The sequence below is a fragment of the Acinetobacter sp. 22323 genome, from assembly GCF_052044895.1.
In the GTDB taxonomy this organism is placed as follows: Bacteria; Pseudomonadota; Gammaproteobacteria; order Pseudomonadales; family Moraxellaceae; genus Acinetobacter; species Acinetobacter schindleri.
Map to the genome: position 1 here is coordinate 12,480 of NZ_JBQEOL010000006.1, position 18,949 is coordinate 31,428.

Here is an 18,949-nt window from a genome sequence, read left to right on the forward strand (position 1 = left end):
GATCCTTGAATTATTTGCCTGCCCAAACGGCTTGCTGAATATTGATAGATTTTGGAATGATCTTGAGTTCGCTAAAACGGTTCGCGAGTTCTTGCTGGTCGGCAATCACTTTCTTGGTGAGCGGTGCAGCACCAGATGGATTAGGACGACGCTGGATAAAGGTCTGGCTGACAATTGGTTTTAAGCCAGTACTTTGCGCAAAGATTTTTGCAGTTTCAGCTTTATGACGCTGTACCCATTTATCTGCAACATTGACCTGTTTGATAATTCCTTTTAATGCTTGCGGGTGTTTTTTAATTAAACTTTCTGAAGCCAGATAGAAGGTATAATTGGGACTTAAGCCTTTCCCTGAAGATAAGACTCTGGCTTTATCTTCTACTTGCGCTGCAGCATAGTACGGGTCCCAAATCGCCCAGGCATCAATCGCACCTTTCTGGAAAGCTGCGCGTGCATCCGCAGGGCTTAACCAGATTGGCTGGATATCGGTCCATTGCAAACCTGCCTTACGTACTGCCTGGACCAGTAAATAATGCGAGCTGGAACCGCGATGAACGCCGACACGTTTACCTTTGAGCTGGCTCAATTTGGTAATTTTGGAATTGTGTTGTACCAGAATGGCAGAAGAGAGCGGTTTTGCAGTTTCATAAGCAAAATAATGCAATGGTTTATTACCAGCTTGAGCATAGACAGGAGGAGTGTCTCCAGTCGCACCGATATCAATAGAACCTACAGCTAATGCTTCTAAAATTTGTGGTCCGCCTGGAAATTCGTTCCAGCTGATTTTTGCATTTGGAAATTCCTGTTCAAGTAGCTTTTGCTGTTGTGCAATGACCAGGTTTACCGAAGCTTTTTGGTAGCCTACACGAAGCTGTTTCACTGACGGATCAACTGCCCAAGCGGCACTTGAACCCAACATCGCACAAGCAACTAATACGGCATTCATAGCATGACTGGAGGTTTTGAACCGTGTGATTGCTTTGTTGTGTCGCTGATGTTGAGTCATTATTAGATCCCCTGATATTTTCTTATGATTTATTTGGTTAAAATTGCTGATTGAATATTCAGTTTTGCTGGAATCAGTTGCTGACCATAAAAGGCATCAGCGACCTGCTGCTGTTTTTGCGCCACTTCTGGCGTGAGCGGTTTTACCCCAAAGCCCATTCGTGAAATTGAAGTTTTCAATACGTCGAATGCCAGGCCTGTCGGTTTTTCTAGAAGTTTCGCTGCCTCATCCTGATGGTTAGATACCCATTCAGTAGTCAGGTTCAGCTCATTCACTACCGCATCAATGATCTGTGGATTCGCTTCAGCGAACTTACGATCAGCCAGATAGAACTGATGATTACTCACGATATTCTCACCAGTTGCAATCACACGTGCACCAATCTGATGTTCTGCTGCCGCAAAGAATGGATCCCAGATCACCCAGGCATCAACCGCTCCACGCTCAAAAGCGGCACGTGCATCAGAAGGTGGCAGGTACACCACTTCAATATCGCTGAGTTTCAGATTATTGGCTTCAAGGACTTTTAATAGTAAATAATGAACATTTGAGCCTTTGTTGAGTGCAACACGTTTGCCTTTCAGGTCCTGGACGGACTGAATATTTGAGTCTTTTTGTACAATCAGAGCTTCAGCCTTAGGTGCTTCAGGTTGGTTTGCGACATACACCAGATTTGAGTTGGCTGCCTGAGCAAAGATTGGCGGTGCTTCACCGGCTTCACCAAAAGACACACTGCCTACATTCAGACCTTCAAGTAATTGTGGACCTGCCGGGAATTCCACCCATTTCACATTTACGCCCTGTTGTTTTAATAAAGTTTCCAACGTGCCGCGTTCTTTCAAGATTGGAAGGACGCCATATTTTTGGAAACCGATATTCAGCGTTACACTTTCTTCTTTTTTAGAGCAGCCAGAGAGCAACATCACGCCAGCAATAGCAGTACTCAGGGCTGCTGTTTTTGCAATGAATTTAACCGTAGATTGGCGCATGAATATAAACTCCTGACAAAAAGCCAATTAGATGGAATAGACAAGTTAGGCATACGCTAATCGTTTTTTATTTTCCAAAAAAATAACAATTCGGGAATTTCTAATGAGAAAAAAAGATAAATAAAAAAGCGAAAAACTTATGTAGAAAAGTGATTTGGAATCTTTATGGAATTTAATTTTTACATAATTTAAGTTATTGAAATGTATACATAATTTTTTTAATAAAATATAAAGATATGGATATGAAAATCCATGCAAAGCTTTTTAAGTTAAATACTTAAGAAATCCACATATCTTTAGCAAAAAATAAGATATATAAACAAATAAAAAGTCACATTAAAGTGACTTTTTACAAACCAGGGAATTACGCTGATAGTTATATAGCGCCTGACGGGCATCGGGCAGATCATCGACAGAGGATTGTTCAAAGCCTTGTTCCAGGAACCAGTGTGCAGTGCGTGTGGTCAGAATAAACAGTTGCTGAATACCCATGCTCCGGGCTTTATCTTCCAGATAATTCAGAATCTGGCTGCCGCGGTTGGACTTGCGATAACTTGGATCGACAGCGACACAGGCAATTTCAGCAGAACGCAGCTCATTGCCTGTGGTTGGAATCGGATATAACGCGGCACAGGCCAGAATCATGCCGTCACGTTCAATGACCGCGAACTGTTCAATTTCGTTTTCCAGACGTTCGCGTGAGCGATACACCAGAATGCCTTCTTCTTCCAAAGGCCGTAGCAGGTTAATCAGACCGCCAACATCCTGAATGGTAGCCATACGTACATCTTCATAATGGGCATCGGTAATCAGGGTGCCGGAACCATCTCGGGTGAACAGTTCTTCCAGCAGCGCGCCATCATGAGCATAGGAAATCAGATGCACACGGTTGACGCCATTCATCGAGGCTTCCTGTGCAGCGCGAAGTTGCAAGCTCAGTTCGGATGGCAGGTCTTGAGCATCCTGCATAATATAAGCATCCAGCTGACTTGGCTGCACTTCACGTTGCAATTGTCCATCCATATTCAGCAGGCCATGCTGTTTACCCAGGAAAATCAGCTTGTCTGCCTTGATACGAATCGCAGTTTTGGTCGCAACTTCTTCAGCCAGCAGGTTGAACACTTCGCCAGTGGTGGAATAACCGGTTGGTCCAAGCACCACAATGTTATGGCTGTCAAGATGACGCTGAATCGCATTGGTGTCTACGGTACGGACTTCACCAGTTAACTGGAAATCAATACCGTCACGAATCCCGTAAGGCTTGGCAGTAACAAAATTACCGGATACGACATCAATACGGGCGCCATACATGGGTGAGTTGGCCAGTCCCATTGAGAGCAAGGCTTCAATCTGCAGGCGGATTGAACCCACAGCATTCATGACACAGCTCAACGATTCACGGGTTGTGATTCGGCGCTGACGATGAAAAGGCGTGATGATCTGACTTGCTGCCAGATTCAGGTTGATCTGTGGACGCGCACCATGCACCAGAATCAGATGAATTCCGAGAGAATGCAGCAGGGCAATATCGTGAATAATATGCTGGAAATTGTCATGCAGCACCGCCTCGCCATCAAACATGATCACGAAGGTCTTGTTACGGTGCGCATTAATATAGGGCGCAGAATGGCGAAACCAATGCACATATTGCAAAGTTGTGCTTTGAGACGGTTCTGCTGGGTTCATGCGCTGGCCTATATGAGAAAATAATACTTAATTGAATTTGATTCTAAAAAAACCCGGGAACGAAGTACAGCAATAAAAAAACACCTGAAGCGTGGGCTTCAGGTGCAATGGAGAAAAGATACAGAATTGAGATTTAGTTGAGGATACGGATAATCTTGTCATTACGCTCATTGACTAGCACATAATCACCATTGATTTTGTACCACTGCTGGTTTCTGCCTGCATTTGGCAGACGGCGTGCTTCATAACCACTTACTTCAAAACGGCGGTTGTCATACTGGTTAGGCAGCTTTTGACCGACACGCCAGTCACGGCTTGGATTCACCACACGGTTGTTATAGCGTTTATCATTCCAGCGACGGTCATCACGGCGATCGTCCCATTTTTTCGCATCTTTATGATCCCAATGCGGTGCCGGTTTATGTGGCGCATAACGCGGATCATGTTGCGGTGCAGCCATTGCAGAAGTTGCAACTAAAGCACTCAAGGATAAAGCGATTGTTGTTAACACTTTTTTCATGGCATTCACCTGAATTCATCATTATCGTTTCGATGAGACTAAATTAGCGAATCAGTAGAGAGAAACCGTGAGGGCAATTTAGGCGAATTGTTAAATTTATGAAGAAAAAAAGAAGAATAAGAGTGAATTACAGGTTTTTTTAGTCAAGAACAGCATCCAATACCACCTGGCTAAAATAAAAAAGACCCAAACAAGTTGGGTCTATGAAAATGTGAGGATTTAATGTCCAAGAATTCGAATGATACTGTTGTTGTCCGAATCGACCAGAATGTATTCATTATTGACTTTATACCATTGCTGTCTGCGGTCCGGTTTTGGCAACTTGTGGTCTTTATATTCAACTTTATAACCATTACCACGATAGTGCTGTGGCATGACATAGCCGGGTTGCCATTTCATTTGCTGTAAACGCTTTACACCACGCTCTTCACGCATGCGGCGACGGTCTTCATGATCATCATCTGCGCGATCACGGAATTTTTTAGACTGACCTTGACGTTGATCCATATGACGTTCATCATCAAAATGCGGCGCGGCATTGGCAACATTCGTCAGCATTAATGTACTGATAGACATTGTCAAAGCAACCAAAAGCTTTTTCATGGTGAACCCTCAATCAATTGTTCATTTTCTACAGTCTAATTTACGCAAAAATTGCAGAGAAACTGTGAAGATCAGGCATGTATTCTTTAAAGAATGCAGAGAGATTATGACTATGCCATGATTTCAGTAGTTTTTGAACACTTCATACAGGCTAAGCGCTTGAGAAGCTGTGGAATACTATCCTGAGGCTAATGTATGGTGAGGTCAAGACAAAACCGGTTAATTAGGGCAATTTATCTCCTATATTCCAGTCGAATAGTACCTCAATATTTGCAGGTCTGAACTAGTTCCATTGTTCAGTCAAACCCTGTAACGACTGGATCGCTTCAGCCACACATTCCGCTTCAGTGGCATCATCTAAAGCTTGAATCAAGGTAGCTGATAATTGCAGGCTTTCAATATGGCGAATAGTCTCGATTTTACGTTTTTGGTCAGCCATGCTGGATTCTCCTTTATCTGGTCATCATCTTGAATGCAGGCATCATAGCGCTCAAGCTTTAATTTGAAAAACCGAATAAAATTATTATTAATATGTAAAAAACCGATTTATAGCTGTTTTTAATAGGTTTTCCGAATAAAAAAAGAACACGCTTGGCGTGCTCTTATATCGGTTTAAACCTGGCTTAGTAAGCGTAGTTCAGATCGGTATAGTCAGTCAGGGACTTCTGGAGATGTGCATTAATAAAGGCACGTACATCATCCGTGGTCATGGGCTTGCCCTGATTGCTAATTACATGTTCGATATCCGGCTGATTTTCAATTTTAATGCGATACACAAAATGTTTAGCCAAACGGTAGCCATCATCCAGTTTTTCAATACCTGTCACATAGTAATAGGCATGTTCAAAGTTCAGATCGGTATGGGAAAAGATAAACTGCTCGAATAGTTTTAGCTTGCTGCCATTTTCGAGTGCTTTGATGTCGTCCACAATACTGGCTTCAAACTTCACGCCGTATTTTTCAGAAACCGGCTGCTGATCAATCAGAAGTGACACCATGCCATCTTCCAAAGTGGTCACGGTGATGTTGTTTAGGTCAGTCATGTTGCACTCGAATCAAAATCTGTTAGCGATAGTATGGGTGAATTTTAGCGAAACTCAATGCGACCAGGGTGGAGTCAGATAAGATTTATGCATTATTTCATTCTAAAATAGCAATAAAAAAGGGAACCAAGGCTCCCTCATTTCAATCATTTTCACTTCAATCAGCAGTTAATCCTGCGCATCAATACTTTGACCATTCATATGCAGACTGTCATCACCCATCAGGTAAAGATAAGCCGGCATAATCGATTCCGGGGTTGGCAAGGTTAGTGGATCTTCATCTGGATAGGCTTTAGAACGCATCGCAGTCCGGGTTGCACCCGGATTAATGCAGTTAAAACGCACATGTGGATGTACATTTTCTTTGGCAAATAGCTGGCTTACCGCTTCAATGGCAACCTTAGAAACTGAATAAGCTCCCCAGCGTTCACGCACCTGACGGCCTACACCTGAACTGGTAAAGACCACAGAAGCATGCTCAGATTTTTCGAGCAGAGGAAGCAGGGCCTGAGTCAGCACAAAGGGTGCACGCAGGTTGACAGCCATTACATCATCCCAGACGCCGGGGCTATAGTTTGCCAGTTCAGTACGTTCACCGAGAATGCCTGCATTATGCAGAATTCCGTCCAGACGACCAAACTGTTTACTCAGCGTTTCGAACAGGAGCTCATAATCACGCTCAGAAGCACTGGAAAGCTGTAAAGGCAGAATTGCCGGGCGTGGTGCACCCAAACCTTCAATTTCATCATAGATGACTTCAAGCTTGTTCAGGGTGCGACCATGCAGCACTACCGTCGCGCCATGCAGGGCATAGCTGATCGCTGCTGCACGTCCAATGCCATCGCCGGCACCTGTGATCAGGATAATACGATCCTTTAACAGGTCTGAGCGAGGTTGATATTCTGAATACTTCATGAACGACCTCCTTATTTCTTGCTTATTGTTGTGAAGTTTAATGTTCTGACCGGAACCTGAGTTTTAGCCGAGTACTGGCTTTAAAACCAGATCCTGAATTCGTTGATGTAATTCTTCTACACTATGCACGATACAATCCGCCTGCCAGGTGTTTAAATTATCTTTATGTTCTAAAGGCAGATAACCATAGGCTGCCAGAATAGTATACATATTGGCCGCACGTCCGGCATCGATATCACGTGGATGATCGCCGACATAGATACAGTCTTCAGCCGCCAGGTCAATCTGTTTTGCTGCCAGATACATCGGCTCCGGATCCGGTTTGGTACGGCCCACATCTTCCGGGCAGACTAGTACCGAACAGCGCTCTGAGAGATTCAATGCCGCAAGCAGCGATTCACTTAACCAGCGTGGTTTATTGGTGACAATACCCCAAGGAATACTGCGTGCCTCCAAAGCTTCCAGCAGTGGATACATGCCGTCAAACAGGTCAGTATCTACTGCAATATCGGCACCATACAGGTCTAAGAAACGCTGACGATGCGCCAGCAGGAGAGGATCTTCCAGCTCGAGTTCCGGATAGACCAGCTTGACCATGGCACGAGCACCTTCTGAAACCTGAGTGCGGATCAACTCTGGTGCTACTACTTCACGGCCTTCTTCGCGGCACATATCCTGAATAATGCGGACAAAGTCGGCAGCAGTGTCAATTAAGGTACCATCGAGGTCAAAGAGAACTGCTTTCATTCAGCAGCTCCATTCGCCTGTTCTTTTGCCGTATAGACCATATAGTTAACATCTACATTTGGCGCTAACCAGTAACGTTTGGTCAGCGGGTTATAGTGCAGACCCGTCATATCTTTTAATTTCAGACCAGCGTTGCGGATGTCATGCGCCAGTTCAGATGGTTTGATAAATTTGCTGTAGTCATGTGTACCACGTGCCAGCATACGCAGCACATATTCTGCACCAATAATGGCAAACAGATAGGACTTCGGATTACGGTTAATGGTCGAGAAGAACACATGACCGCCTGGTTTTACCAGTTTATGGCAAGCCTGAATGATCGATGCCGGATCTGGAACATGCTCCAGCATTTCCATGCAGGTCACCACATCGTATTGTCCCGCCTGTTCCTCGGCGAGTTGCTCAACAGGAACCTGACGGTATTGAATATTGCTGACACCTTCCTGTTCCGCATGTAGACGTGCCACATTCAGGGGTGCTTCACCCATATCGATACCAAGCACATCAGCCCCACGGCGTGCCATGCTTTCGGCCAGAATGCCGCCGCCACAGCCTACATCCAGAACTTTTTTGCCGCTCAAGCCGCCAGCATGTTCGTCAATCCAGTTCAGACGTAGTGGATTAATCATGTGTAAAGGGCGGAACTCGGAATGCTGATCCCACCATATGGCTGCGAAAGCTTCAAATTTGGCAATTTCTTGTGGATCAACATTCAATTGCGACATCGGTGTCACCTCAATCAAGTCGTTATATTTTAAAAAAGTTCAATGTTGATTAGTGTAGCGCTTCCTGCAAAAAAAGCGATAAAAGCCTTAAAAAAGTTCACAGAATAAAAACGAAAGCCGCATATTTGATTTATAGTATCTGCATAAGCTAATCATAAAGATTTAGAGGATCATAATTCCAATGAAAAAATTTATTTTAGGCACTGTTGCTGCATCTGTTTTAGCATTTTCTGGCAGTGCGATGGCCAACTTTGTAGCAGGCCAAGACTATCAAGTGCTGGCTAAGCCAGTCAAAGTTGAAAAGCCGGGAAAAATCGAAGTACGTGAATTCTTCTGGTATGGCTGTGGTCACTGCTACACACTTGAACCGCATATGCAGACCTGGTTGAAACAACTGCCTAAAGATATTCGTTTTGTCCGTACTCCAGCTGCGATGAACCCACTATGGGAACAGGCAGCACGTGCCTATTATGTGTCTGAAGCCCTGGGTGTTCGTCAAAAAGCGCACTTGCAGTTGTTCCATGATATCCATGCGAAGCAAAAACCAATTTTAGAACAAGCACAACTCGCCAAGTTCTATACCCGTTATGGTATTTCAGAAGCGAAATTTAACAGTACGTATAAATCATTCCCGATTTCTTCAAAAATCGCCCAGGCGAAAAATCTAGCCGCATCTTATCAGTTAACGGGTGTGCCAGCCGTGACCGTGAATGGTAAGTATGTCGTTCAGGGTGATGATGCCAAAGTAATTCAGGTGGTAAATTTCCTGGTAGAAAAAGAGCGTAAGGCAAAATAATTTCTGCCTGATCTTAAAAAACCTGCACATTGCTGCAGGTTTTTTATTGTTGAAAATATCTATTCTAGCTGCCTGAAGGCTGTTTATGCATGAATGCCCTGAAATAGCAGTTGCATCTGAATAACCGTCTGAGCTTTAAATTCTGCTGCGCGACTTTGTTGAAGATTGGCATCTGACAGACCCTGAATACTCAGCCAACCCATCGCCCAATTCAGGGATAAATCCACGAGCATCTGGATCAGCAGCCTCAAGTGTTGAGGCGATTTGATTCCCTGAGCGGAATAAAGATTTCCCAGCTCATCGACCAGATCAGCAACTAAAAATTGCAGTTCTCGCTCAATACTGGTCCGCAAAAAGTCTGATCCGCCCCAACGTTCTGTACTAAAAAATAGCCATGGCTCAGGATGTTCTTCAACAGCCTGAAGGAAAAGACCAATTGAGGTTTCAGTGTCTGAATGTACTTGATACAAGTAAGCTTCTACCAGCCGATTTAAGACACCTTTTAAATTAATGGCGACTTGGTCGAGCAGTTCCAGACCCAATTGCTGCATGTCCTTAAAATGCCGGTAGAACGCCGTCGGCACCAGTCCAACTTCACGGGACAGTTCACGCAGGCTGATATTGCTAAATGCACGACCACGGCTACTCAGTACCAGTGCGGCATCTAGTATTGCCTGATGACTTTGCTGTTTGCGTTCTGCACGTAAAGACATAAAAATCTTCTCGATATTTCCCTTTAAGTTTAACAAAAAATCGGCAATCACGCAGCGCCATTCAGATGGCCTGATTTTGTATTTTGATCGAACAAGACTGAATTGATTTTGTAAATCATGCCAAGGGCCGGGCAATCTTGGCAGAGGCTTCTGCTATACTGAGCCGCAATTATTTTTCAGTCAAAGCAGGACTTATTTATGCGTATCGACCAGCGAGCATTAGATCAATTACGTGACATCAAAATTACCCGCAATTACACACGTTATGCGGAAGGTTCAGTATTGGTTGAATTTGGTCATACTAAAGTGCTTTGTACTGCCAGCATTGACAACTCGGTACCCCGTTTCCTGAAAGGTCAGGGCCAAGGCTGGGTAACCGCAGAATATGGCATGCTGCCACGTTCAACACATACCCGTAGCGACCGTGAAGCGGCACGTGGCAAACAGAGTGGCCGTACTCAGGAAATCCAGCGTCTGATCGGCCGTAGCCTGCGCGCTATGGTGGACCTGAAAAAACTCGGTGAAAATACGATTACCATCGACTGTGATGTGATCCAAGCAGATGGCGGGACACGTACAGCCTCTATTACCGGTGCTGCGGTAGCATTGATTGATGCGATGAATGTGTTGCTTGAAAAGAAAAAAATCAAGCAAGATCCACTTAAAGGTCTGGTTGCTGCAATTTCTGTGGGTATTTTCAAAGATGAAGTATTACTAGATCTTTGCTATGAAGAAGATTCTAACTGCCAGACTGACTTGAATGTCGTGATGACCCAAGCGGGTGAATTTATTGAAATTCAAGGTACTGCAGAAGACAAGCCATTTACCCGTAGTCAATGCAATGACATGCTGGAAATGGCTGAGAAGGGCATCCAAGAGCTGATCAAGAAACAGCAAGAAGCTTTAGGCTGGTAATTTAGCCTCTAATAAAAAAACGCATCTTCGGATGCGTTTTTTTTATGGGTAGTCTTAGGCTTCAACATTGCCTCACAAAAATTGAACAGGACCTATCTACTGTATCTCTGTGTTTCGAGAGATGATTTTCAATCTAGTTAACTATAGAGGGTCGACGTATGAAAATATTATTCATGGCACTTTCACTCTGTACCGTTCTTGGTCTGACTGCCTGTGATAATAATTCCCGTGATGCAGATCGGGATGGTGCTTCTGCACCAGCAGGACAAAATACCAATTAGTCATCATACCCAAGTGTCACTTCATTCATCTTTATTATTTTTTGTGCAAAAACTGCACAAAAAAAATCGAAAAATAAAAAAAGGGTGCTTCGCACCCTTCTTCTATCGCGTATTCAGCAAGATCTAGGCGTTAAAACGCATGGATAAATCAATTGCTTTCACATCCTTGGTCAGAACGCCCATCGAAATATAATCTACACCTGTACTAGCCACTTCACGTAAGTTCTCAATCGTAATATTGCCCGAAGCTTCCAGTTTGCAACGACCTGCTACATGCTTCACCGCATCAATCATTTGCTGCTGGCTAAAATTATCCAGCATCACGATATCTGCCTTGGCTTCAAGTGCCTGATTTAACTCATCCCAGGTTTCTACTTCGACTTCTACCGGTTTACCTGGTGCTATCTGATGTGCCTTGGCAATGGCCTGTTCAATCCCACCGGCTGCCATAATGTGATTTTCTTTAATTAAAAAGGCATCGAATAGCCCCAGACGATGATTCTGACCACCCCCAATCGCTACGGCATATTTCTGTGCAATACGCAGGCCGGGAATAGTTTTACGGGTGTCTAACAGTTTGGTATTTAAACCTTCTAATTGTTTGACATAGCTTGCTGTTTTGGTCGCGACTGCAGACAGGGTTTGGACAAAATTCAGTGCCGGACGTTCTACCGTGAGGAGACTGCGCGCAGAACCTGCCAGTTTCAGGAAGGCTTCATTGGCCCCGACACGATCACCGTCATTCTTCAGCCAGATCACTTCAATTTTTGGATCGTAGGCTTGAATCAAAGCATTCACCCAAGGTTGCCCAGCCAGCACCATATTCTCACGACTGATAATGGTGGCAGTAGCCTGTTCATCTTCAGGTGTCAGCAGGGCAGTGATGTCACCATCACCAATGTCTTCAGCCAGCGCCTGTTGAATATTGATCTGAATCGACTGCTCTAGCAAAGCTTGAGATATGCTCATGAGTATTTCCGTATCTTTTGTAAGCCGTGAAAATTGCGCGTTATATTAGCACTGTTACATAAAAATGAGCGATTTTTCGTACAGTCATCACAGCTGAATTGAGATTTGGATACGAAAGTTTTAGCATTAGGCCAGCTGCATTGCGCAGCAGTCATTTTGATTGGGGATAGGAAAGTTTTTATGCAACAAGCACCTGCGTTTCATGTGAAGGATGGACAACTCATCGGTGCACGCCAGATTCCCTCACCCAACTTTAACCAGCGTCCGGAAAATACCGAGATTCAACTGATTGTGGTGCATAACATCAGCCTGCCGCCCTCACAATTTGGCGGTGGTTATATTGAGCAGTTTTTCCAGAATCAGCTGGATTGGTCAGTACATCCTTATTTTCAGACCATTCAGGGCATGCAAGTCTCTACCCATCTCTTAATTCTGCGTAGCGGGGAAGTGCTGCAGTTCGTCAATTTTAATGACCGGGCCTGGCATGCGGGCCGTTCGACCTATCTCGCTAAGAAAGAATGCAATGATTATTCGATCGGGATTGAGCTTGAAGGCAGCGATGACCTTCCCTTTGAACAGGCACAGTACGATGCACTAGTGCAGGTGACGGCCTGTCTGCAAGCCTATTATCCAAAAATCCAGCAACACTTTGCCGGACATTCTGATATTGCTTCGGGACGTAAAACTGATCCAGGCCTACATTTCAACTGGGTCGCATTCCGTGAACAATTACATCATTATAAAAATACATCAATACCTGAATAGGAATGTGATAAAGCAATGAACTTCTGCCAGAAGTTTCATTACAATAGGCAAAATTTAAACATTAGGTGAACAGTATGGCGCTGTGGCGTTCGACCGTCATTGTCAGTGCGATGACCATGTTGTCACGGGTACTGGGTCTGGTCCGGGATATTGTACTGCTCAATGTCTTTGGTGCAGGCAAGGACTTCGATACCTTCGTGGTCGCATTCCGTATTCCCAATTTCTTCCGGCGTCTGTTTGCGGAAGGGGCGTTTTCACAGGCTTTTATTCCGGTACTGACCGAATATAAAACCACACGGACGCATGCCGAGGTACAGATCCTGATTAGTAGGGTATTTGGCTGTCTGTCTACCGTCATGAGCCTGTTGACCTTCGTGGCCATGGTGGCTGCACCCGCCATTATTTATGTCTATGCACCTGGCTTCCATGCAGATCCAGAGAAGTTCGCATTGGCATCGGACATGTTCCGCCTGACCATTCCTTATCTGCTGTTCATGTCATTGACGGCTTTTGCCAGCAGTATCCTGAACAGCTACGGTTCATTCACTACACCCGCTTTTGCACCTGTGCTTTTGAATGTGGCAATGATTGCCGGCGCCTTGTGGCTTACCCCGTATATGGCCGAACCGATCATGGCATTGGGTTGGGCAGTATTGATTGCGGGTGCTTTGCAACTGGCGATTCAGATTCCGGAACTGTGGCGCAAGAAACTGCTGATTCCACCCAAAATCGACTTCAAGCATGAAGGCGTAGACCGCATCATGAAACTGATGCTGCCAGCCCTGTTTGGTGTTTCAGTGACGCAGATCAACCTGTTGCTGAATACGATCTGGGCATCCTTTATGCAGGATGGTTCGGTATCCTGGCTTTATAGTGCTGAACGTATGACGGAGTTGCCATTGGGCTTGATTGGCGTGGCAATTGGTACCGTGATTCTGCCATCTTTATCGGCACGTCATGCCGAACAGGATCAGGTGAAATTCCGTAGCATGATCGACTGGGCGGCGAAAGTGATTGTAATGGTCGGCCTACCGGCCAGTATTGCGCTGTTCATGCTTTCTACGCCGATTATTCAGGCGCTGTTCCAACGTGGCCAGTTTGATCTGGAAGATACCCAGATGACAGCAATGGCGCTCCAGTGTATGAGTGCTGGCGTGATTTCATTCATGTTGATTAAAGTTTTTGCACCAGGTTTTTATGCCCAGCAAGATACCAAAACACCGGTACGTGTCGGTTTAATTGCAGTAGCTGCTAACGCGATTCTGAACGTCATTTTTATTGGATTCTTCAAGCTGATCGACTGGCATGCAGAACACATGGCATTGGCTTTAGCTTCTTCAGGTTCAGCTTTGGTCAATGCCGGAATGCTATATTTCTATCTGCACAAGCGTGATATTTTCCGCTTTGGTGGCCACTGGAAAAAGCTCATGTTGCAGTTTGGTTTTGCCAACTTTGCCATGATCGCAGCGCTGGCATATGCATTGACCTGGTATAATGGTGAGGTATCGCAATGGATCCGTGTGGCTGAAGTCATCGGGCTGTGCATTGTCGGAGTCACAGTTTATTTGCTCGCATTGGTATTGACCGGTTTCCGACCACGACATCTGAAACCATAAAATTCATGCAAAAAAATAAGAGCCATGAGGCTCTTATTTTTTACTTCTTATTCCATCGGTAGATGGTCTTGAATCAGGACAAGATCCGTTACTCTAGACCTTACCGCGGGACAAGAAACCAACAATTGCAAGAATAACCGCAATTACCAACAGAATAATCGCGAAATCCTTAGACAGACCGGCTACTCCACCAAAACCCAGTAAACTGGCAATCAATGCAATAACAGCGAATATAATAGCCCAACGAAACATCTTTGAATCTCCATGTGTTTTTATTCTCAAAATTAGTATAGGGACAATAAGCTCTTCAAACTGTTAACCTTTTGTTGATAATCTGTCTAATAGTTAGTAATCGTGTGAGTATAGTTATCAGATGCTTACAGTACGTTTATTTTGTGCAGGGCTGCTATAATAGATTGCTCCTGTCTCATCTCTGCCTGCTGTTATGACTGATACTTTGCGTCCTGAATTCTGGAAACACTATACCCTGAACGAGCTGAAGCCTCAGGAGTGGGAAGCATTGTGTGATGGCTGCGGGCTCTGCTGTCTCATTAAATTTGAAGATGAAGATACTCAGGAAGTCACCTATACACGCGTTGCCTGTAAACTGCTTGACTGTCAGACCGCGCGCTGTTCAGATTATCCCAACCGTTTACAATTCGTGCCTGACTGTATTCAGCTCACGCCTGAAAAATTGGCGGCTATTCACTGGTTACCAGCCAGTTGTGCCTATCGCCGGGTGGCTGAAGGAAAACACTTGCCGTCTTGGCATTACCTGATCAGCGGTTCACGTGAAAGTGTCATTAAAGCGCGCAAGTCAGCCGCAGGCCGCTGTCTGAGTGAGCTCGAAGTCGATGAAGACGAAATGGAAGATCATATTGTGCGCTGGGTGCGCTAGAAATTTCGTTCTAACACACAGTGCTATGCAGTAATTGCTGTGCTGCACTACCCGCCATTGGCCGATAGAAATAAAAACCTTGTCCGATCTGGCAGTCACAATTGATCAGGGTAGAAAGTTGCTCAGTATTTTCAATACCTTCTACCAGCACATCAAGCTCAATACTGGACCCGATCTGGGTAATGGCTTTGACAATTGCTAGTGCCGAGGGATCAGTATTCAGGCGTTCCACAAAGTTACGGTCAATTTTGATACAGTCCACCGGATATTCCTGTAAACGGGTCAGGGAAGAATGGCCGGTACCGAAATCATCTAAAGAAATATGAATGCCCGCCTGTTTTAACAAGTTCAGTGCACGAATGACATAATTAGCTCCCCGTTCTGACAGACTTTGTTCGGTAATTTCCAGTTCAACCTTGTCTGCCGAAATATCAAAGCGAGACAGCCGTTCTAATAACTTTTCAGCATAATCGTCACGTAGGAATTCGACAGGCGCTGCGTTGATCGAGATTGGCAGAACTTCTAAGCCTTGTTCCTGCCATTGGGTCATATCTTCAAAGACTTTCAGCTGCATGGTTTCGCTGATTCTTGAGGCCAGTTCATAGTCCTGAAAAGCACAGAAAATACGGGATGGCAGCTGAACCTGGTGGTGCTGATCTTTCCAGCGCAGCAGTGCTTCAAAACCAATCACCGCACCATCGGACAGGCGTACCTTGGGTTGATAGTAAGGAATAATCTGGTTTGAATTGATAATTTTACGCGCCAAAATTAGTTGACGGGTCATCTTGTCCAGCGATTCAAACATTTCCTGACTGAACATGCGGATGCCACCGCGACCACTGTTTTTCAGATCATTGAGTGCGATATCGGCACATTTTAATAAGTTGGAACTGTTGATGGCATCACGGGGATAAATGGCACCACCAACACTGATGCCACTATTAATACTTCTACCGGCATAACTGATCGGTATTTCCATCTGCTGACAGACCTTTTTAGCCACCTCTAACAGCTGTGATTCATGCTCAAGATTTTGGACCAAGACAGCAAATTCATCACCCCCTAAACGGGAGACGATGGCTTCAGGTCCAAGATTGTTCTTGAAACGTTCCCCCAGGACATGTAAAAGATGGTCACCGGCAATATGCCCCAAGGTGTCATTGATATGCTTGAAATAGTCTAGGTCAATCAGGAGCAGCCCGGCTTGGCTCTGTTGTTGCCGTGCTCTGAACAGGACGCGTTTAAACTGTTTATAGAAAGTGCCGCGATTATATAGTCCAGTCAGCTCATCAATTTCTGTGACTGCTTTCAGCCGGGTTTCCACCTGTTTTTGCTGGCTGACATTACGTGAAACACACAGAATCTGTCGAGTCACATTGTGTTCATCCACGATTGGAGTGAGTAAATTATCCCAATACTCTGGTGCTTGACCCTGTAGCTGGCTAGTGCCAGAAAAACGGGCATTCATGCCTTGGGCAGCACGCTTTAGCGCACGCCTGCCAGATGGACGGACCTCGGCAGGCAGCAGATTCAGCCAGGACATACCAAAATGCTGTTCAGTTTCAGACAGTCCCAAAGCCTGTCGGCCAGAACGGTTTACATGACTCAATTTACCATCAGGCGTCATGATTTTTATGCAGTCTAAGCTTGCATCCAGCATATTTTGCTGAGTAGCAATGATCTGAGAGAGTTGCTGCTGGATTTCAAAATAATCATGCACATCGGTCAGGGTGATAGCCCAGTGCAGCAGGCTACCCGTTTCATAATGAAACTTCATGTTCAGCAGACACATACGATAACCGTGATCGAGTTTCTGGATCCGGCATTGCAGTTCTGCATTCTGACGTTTATTCAGTACAGTATGCCATTCGCTAATAAAATTAGATAAATCATCAGGATGAATAAACTGTTGCCAGTATTCCCGACCGTACTCATTCAGATCAATCCCGAGATAGTCCTGCATGGCCGTATTAAAATATTCAATCTCATCCCGAGTCTGCAACCACATTGGTTGAGGGAGGGCATCAGCAAAATCCTGGATACATGTTAGCTCTGGGCCAGTGGTCGACCTGAAAGTATCTGACGGTAATGAATCCGGTGATTCAAACCGGGCAAAAGTGTCCAAATTCTGCTTATCAAATTCCATGTATTCACCGATACAGAGGTTTTATTTGATCTAACCCCGGACCCACTTATCTATTATTAGAATAAAAGAACATTCATTCAGCGCTAGCTGATCTAAAAAGAATATGATCAAATTTGTATGAAGATGCAAGGTCTAATTCACTTGAAATGATAAAAAATATTGTCATACGTCGGTACAGAGACAGAAGCTAGACAAACTTCATATTCGGAATTAAAAACAGCTAATGCTAGAATGCAAACAGATTAAAAGTGAGCCCATTATAAAATGTCAGACAGCCATATCCCTCTTCCTGAACGTTTGAGGCCACGTGACCTCAGGGAAATTATTGGACAGGATCACCTGCTCGGTGAAAATGCACCTTTACGTCAGATGATTGATCAGGGGCATTTACCGTCTATCATTTTCTGGGGTCCACCCGGTGTAGGCAAAACCACAATTGCACTTTTACTGGCACAGGCAGTGGACCGGCCCTTTGTCAGTCTGTCTGCACTAAATACCGGGGTGAAAGAACTTCGTGAAGTCATTGCGGACGGTGGTGATCTGCTGACCCCCGTGGTGTTTATTGACGAGATTCACCGTTTTAATAAGTCTCAGCAGGATGCTTTGTTAAATGCGGTCGAAAAAGGCAAGATTACCCTGATTGGTGCCACCACCGAAAATCCATCTTTTGAAGTCAACAGTGCCTTGTTGTCACGCTGTCAGGTTTATAGTTTAAATGCTTTAAGTGCCGAGGCAATTGAGACTTTATTGACTCAGGCGATTCACTCTGATAATTTTTTACAAGAGCGTCATATCCAGATTGAAGAATTCGATGCCCTGATCCAGTTTGCAGCAGGAGATGCACGTAAAGCACTTAATCTGCTAGATCTGGTTGCCAGCACCTTTGAACCGGATATGGAAAATATCATCACCAATGCGGTGGTGGTAAAGGTAGCGCAGCAAAATATTGCCCGCTATGATAAGTCTGGTGAGCAGCACTATGATCTAGTCTCAGCCTTTATCAAATCGATTCGTGGCAGTGATCCGGACGCAGCACTATACTGGATGGCACGGATGTTAAAGGGTGGTGAAGATCCAGTCTTTATTGCACGCCGTATGCTGATTGCAGCATCTGAAGATATTGGCAACTCCAATCCAAATGCATTGTTACTGGCGGGAGAATGCTTCCGTTCTGTTCAGGCCGTTGGAATGCCGGAATGCCGGATTATATTGGGACAGTGTGCAGTTTATCTGGCCACCAGTGCCAAGAGCAATAGCACCTATCTGGCCATCAATAAAGCCATGGAGCTGGCAGATAAAACTTCTCATCTGCCCGTACCACTACATTTACGTAATGCACCGACCAAGCTGATGAAAGAGCAGGGCTATGGTGTGGACTATTTGTATCCACATAATTATCCAGAACATTTTGTACTACAGGATTATATGCCGCCGGAACTGAAAGGAACCAGACTGTATGAGTCAGCACGGAATAAACGTGAGGTTGAAGGAGAACGCTTACAGCAACGCCGCTGGCAACAACAGCAACAGCAGCAATAAAAATTTCTACGGATATCTACGGTTTATCCTTTTAGGTGTCCATTTTTATTGGTTTTCCTGCCAAAAGCTGTACGATCAAC

Annotated in this window: 21 protein-coding genes; 7 read left to right on the plus strand and 14 right to left on the minus strand. The window is 44.9% G+C overall.

Translation table 11 applies throughout. The features are described from left to right. Window positions 1-10: 10 nt before the first annotated feature. From ACTJIX_RS05390 to ubiG, 10 genes are all read right to left on the minus strand, one after another. Window positions 11-1,003 (minus strand): sulfonate ABC transporter substrate-binding protein, encoded by a 993-nt coding sequence (locus tag ACTJIX_RS05390; protein WP_440611249.1) that lies wholly within the window; start codon window positions 1,001-1,003, stop codon window positions 11-13. Between the two features lie 29 nt (window positions 1,004-1,032). Continuing rightward, a complete protein-coding gene (locus ACTJIX_RS05395) occupies window positions 1,033-1,992 on the minus strand; it encodes a sulfonate ABC transporter substrate-binding protein (protein WP_286862439.1) in 960 nt (319 codons plus the stop codon). A gap of 336 nt (window positions 1,993-2,328) precedes the next feature. Then, the gene (gene argA, locus ACTJIX_RS05400) at window positions 2,329-3,678 is read right to left on the minus strand and encodes an amino-acid N-acetyltransferase (RefSeq protein WP_286862437.1); all 1,350 of its coding nucleotides are present in this window, start codon (window positions 3,676-3,678) and stop codon (window positions 2,329-2,331) included. A gap of 133 nt (window positions 3,679-3,811) precedes the next feature. Next, window positions 3,812-4,198: an RcnB family protein gene (locus ACTJIX_RS05405; RefSeq protein WP_048882123.1), complete on the minus strand. Its 387-nt coding sequence runs from the start codon at window positions 4,196-4,198 to the stop codon at window positions 3,812-3,814. Window positions 4,199-4,417: 219 nt separating this feature from the next. Then, window positions 4,418-4,801, minus strand: coding sequence for an RcnB family protein (locus ACTJIX_RS05410; RefSeq protein ID WP_004813917.1), 384 nt, complete (start codon window positions 4,799-4,801; stop codon window positions 4,418-4,420). A 283-nt stretch (window positions 4,802-5,084) separates the two neighbouring features. Continuing rightward, window positions 5,085-5,240, minus strand: coding sequence for a hypothetical protein (locus ACTJIX_RS05415; RefSeq protein WP_167367438.1), 156 nt, complete (start codon window positions 5,238-5,240; stop codon window positions 5,085-5,087). Between the two features lie 184 nt (window positions 5,241-5,424). Next, a complete protein-coding gene (locus tag ACTJIX_RS05420) occupies window positions 5,425-5,844 on the minus strand; it encodes a hypothetical protein (protein WP_180185294.1) in 420 nt (139 codons plus the stop codon). 168 nt (window positions 5,845-6,012) lie between these two features. Continuing rightward, window positions 6,013-6,759 carry a YciK family oxidoreductase gene (locus tag ACTJIX_RS05425; RefSeq protein WP_180185295.1) on the minus strand — a complete coding sequence of 249 codons (747 nt, stop codon included), beginning with the start codon at window positions 6,757-6,759 and terminating at the stop codon, window positions 6,013-6,015. A gap of 63 nt (window positions 6,760-6,822) precedes the next feature. Continuing rightward, the gene (locus ACTJIX_RS05430; RefSeq protein WP_163172585.1) at window positions 6,823-7,506 is read right to left on the minus strand and encodes an HAD family hydrolase; all 684 of its coding nucleotides are present in this window, start codon (window positions 7,504-7,506) and stop codon (window positions 6,823-6,825) included. After that, a complete protein-coding gene (ubiG, locus tag ACTJIX_RS05435; protein ID WP_048882125.1) occupies window positions 7,503-8,231 on the minus strand; it encodes a bifunctional 2-polyprenyl-6-hydroxyphenol methylase/3-demethylubiquinol 3-O-methyltransferase UbiG in 729 nt (242 codons plus the stop codon). The genes ACTJIX_RS05430 and ubiG overlap by 4 nt, the downstream gene beginning before the upstream one ends. Window positions 8,232-8,412: 181 nt before the next feature. Here ubiG and ACTJIX_RS05440 point away from each other — a divergent pair, with 181 nt between their 5' ends. Further along, window positions 8,413-9,027, plus strand: coding sequence for a thiol:disulfide interchange protein DsbA/DsbL (locus ACTJIX_RS05440; RefSeq protein ID WP_004813905.1), 615 nt, complete (start codon window positions 8,413-8,415; stop codon window positions 9,025-9,027). 83 nt (window positions 9,028-9,110) lie between these two features. Here ACTJIX_RS05440 and ACTJIX_RS05445 read toward each other — a convergent pair whose 3' ends face one another. Beyond that, complete coding sequence (locus ACTJIX_RS05445; protein ID WP_004813904.1) at window positions 9,111-9,740, minus strand: TetR family transcriptional regulator; 630 nt, start codon at window positions 9,738-9,740, stop codon at window positions 9,111-9,113. 198 nt (window positions 9,741-9,938) lie between these two features. Here ACTJIX_RS05445 and rph point away from each other — a divergent pair, with 198 nt between their 5' ends. Both rph and ACTJIX_RS05455 read left to right on the plus strand, forming a co-directional pair. Next, window positions 9,939-10,655, plus strand: coding sequence for a ribonuclease PH (rph, locus tag ACTJIX_RS05450; RefSeq protein WP_004813903.1), 717 nt, complete (start codon window positions 9,939-9,941; stop codon window positions 10,653-10,655). 158 nt (window positions 10,656-10,813) lie between these two features. Next, on the plus strand, window positions 10,814-10,936 hold the full coding sequence (locus ACTJIX_RS05455; protein WP_290445826.1) for a hypothetical protein: 123 nt from the start codon (window positions 10,814-10,816) through the stop codon (window positions 10,934-10,936). Between the two features lie 123 nt (window positions 10,937-11,059). On the opposite strand, the gene nadC is transcribed toward ACTJIX_RS05455, so the two are convergent. Continuing rightward, complete coding sequence (gene nadC, locus ACTJIX_RS05460) at window positions 11,060-11,905, minus strand: carboxylating nicotinate-nucleotide diphosphorylase (protein WP_286862429.1); 846 nt, start codon at window positions 11,903-11,905, stop codon at window positions 11,060-11,062. Window positions 11,906-12,085: 180 nt separating this feature from the next. Here nadC and ampD point away from each other — a divergent pair, with 180 nt between their 5' ends. Both ampD and murJ read left to right on the plus strand, forming a co-directional pair. Then, window positions 12,086-12,670, plus strand: a complete 585-nt coding sequence (gene ampD, locus ACTJIX_RS05465; RefSeq protein WP_163167639.1) for a 1,6-anhydro-N-acetylmuramyl-L-alanine amidase AmpD — start codon at window positions 12,086-12,088, stop codon at window positions 12,668-12,670. Between the two features lie 65 nt (window positions 12,671-12,735). Then, complete coding sequence (gene murJ, locus ACTJIX_RS05470; protein ID WP_171063854.1) at window positions 12,736-14,286, plus strand: murein biosynthesis integral membrane protein MurJ; 1,551 nt, start codon at window positions 12,736-12,738, stop codon at window positions 14,284-14,286. Between the two features lie 93 nt (window positions 14,287-14,379). On the opposite strand, the gene ACTJIX_RS05475 is transcribed toward murJ, so the two are convergent. Then, a complete protein-coding gene (locus ACTJIX_RS05475) occupies window positions 14,380-14,538 on the minus strand; it encodes a DUF1328 domain-containing protein (protein ID WP_004647174.1) in 159 nt (52 codons plus the stop codon). A gap of 193 nt (window positions 14,539-14,731) precedes the next feature. Here ACTJIX_RS05475 and ACTJIX_RS05480 point away from each other — a divergent pair, with 193 nt between their 5' ends. Next, a complete protein-coding gene (locus tag ACTJIX_RS05480; RefSeq protein WP_005220481.1) occupies window positions 14,732-15,184 on the plus strand; it encodes a YcgN family cysteine cluster protein in 453 nt (150 codons plus the stop codon). Between the two features lie 10 nt (window positions 15,185-15,194). Here ACTJIX_RS05480 and ACTJIX_RS05485 read toward each other — a convergent pair whose 3' ends face one another. Further along, on the minus strand, window positions 15,195-17,330 hold the full coding sequence (locus ACTJIX_RS05485) for a putative bifunctional diguanylate cyclase/phosphodiesterase (RefSeq protein ID WP_163172573.1): 2,136 nt from the start codon (window positions 17,328-17,330) through the stop codon (window positions 15,195-15,197). 264 nt (window positions 17,331-17,594) lie between these two features. Between ACTJIX_RS05485 and ACTJIX_RS05490 the strand changes: the two genes are divergently transcribed. Then, window positions 17,595-18,869 carry a replication-associated recombination protein A gene (locus ACTJIX_RS05490; RefSeq protein WP_163167633.1) on the plus strand — a complete coding sequence of 425 codons (1,275 nt, stop codon included), beginning with the start codon at window positions 17,595-17,597 and terminating at the stop codon, window positions 18,867-18,869. Window positions 18,870-18,949 lie beyond the last annotated feature (80 nt).

Bases quoted from the DNA above. Each gene is read 5' to 3' on its own strand.
- ACTJIX_RS05390 (WP_440611249.1), bottom strand. From the start codon at position 1,003: ATGACTCAACATCAGCGACACAACAAAGCAATCACACGGTTCAAAACC.
- ACTJIX_RS05395 (WP_286862439.1), bottom strand. From the start codon at position 1,992: ATGCGCCAATCTACGGTTAAATTCATTGCAAAAACAGCAGCCCTGAGT.
- argA (WP_286862437.1), bottom strand. From the start codon at position 3,678: ATGAACCCAGCAGAACCGTCTCAAAGCACAACTTTGCAATATGTGCAT.
- ACTJIX_RS05405 (WP_048882123.1), bottom strand. From the start codon at position 4,198: ATGAAAAAAGTGTTAACAACAATCGCTTTATCCTTGAGTGCTTTAGTT.
- ACTJIX_RS05410 (WP_004813917.1), bottom strand. From the start codon at position 4,801: ATGAAAAAGCTTTTGGTTGCTTTGACAATGTCTATCAGTACATTAATG.
- ACTJIX_RS05415 (WP_167367438.1), bottom strand. From the start codon at position 5,240: ATGGCTGACCAAAAACGTAAAATCGAGACTATTCGCCATATTGAAAGC.
- ACTJIX_RS05420 (WP_180185294.1), bottom strand. From the start codon at position 5,844: ATGACTGACCTAAACAACATCACCGTGACCACTTTGGAAGATGGCATG.
- ACTJIX_RS05425 (WP_180185295.1), bottom strand. From the start codon at position 6,759: ATGAAGTATTCAGAATATCAACCTCGCTCAGACCTGTTAAAGGATCGT.
- ACTJIX_RS05430 (WP_163172585.1), bottom strand. From the start codon at position 7,506: ATGAAAGCAGTTCTCTTTGACCTCGATGGTACCTTAATTGACACTGCT.
- ubiG (WP_048882125.1), bottom strand. From the start codon at position 8,231: ATGTCGCAATTGAATGTTGATCCACAAGAAATTGCCAAATTTGAAGCT.
- ACTJIX_RS05440 (WP_004813905.1), top strand. From the start codon at position 8,413: ATGAAAAAATTTATTTTAGGCACTGTTGCTGCATCTGTTTTAGCATTT.
- ACTJIX_RS05445 (WP_004813904.1), bottom strand. From the start codon at position 9,740: ATGTCTTTACGTGCAGAACGCAAACAGCAAAGTCATCAGGCAATACTA.
- rph (WP_004813903.1), top strand. From the start codon at position 9,939: ATGCGTATCGACCAGCGAGCATTAGATCAATTACGTGACATCAAAATT.
- ACTJIX_RS05455 (WP_290445826.1), top strand. From the start codon at position 10,814: ATGAAAATATTATTCATGGCACTTTCACTCTGTACCGTTCTTGGTCTG.
- nadC (WP_286862429.1), bottom strand. From the start codon at position 11,905: ATGAGCATATCTCAAGCTTTGCTAGAGCAGTCGATTCAGATCAATATT.
- ampD (WP_163167639.1), top strand. From the start codon at position 12,086: ATGCAACAAGCACCTGCGTTTCATGTGAAGGATGGACAACTCATCGGT.
- ACTJIX_RS05475 (WP_004647174.1), bottom strand. From the start codon at position 14,538: ATGTTTCGTTGGGCTATTATATTCGCTGTTATTGCATTGATTGCCAGT.
- ACTJIX_RS05480 (WP_005220481.1), top strand. From the start codon at position 14,732: ATGACTGATACTTTGCGTCCTGAATTCTGGAAACACTATACCCTGAAC.
- ACTJIX_RS05485 (WP_163172573.1), bottom strand. From the start codon at position 17,330: ATGGAATTTGATAAGCAGAATTTGGACACTTTTGCCCGGTTTGAATCA.
- ACTJIX_RS05490 (WP_163167633.1), top strand. From the start codon at position 17,595: ATGTCAGACAGCCATATCCCTCTTCCTGAACGTTTGAGGCCACGTGAC.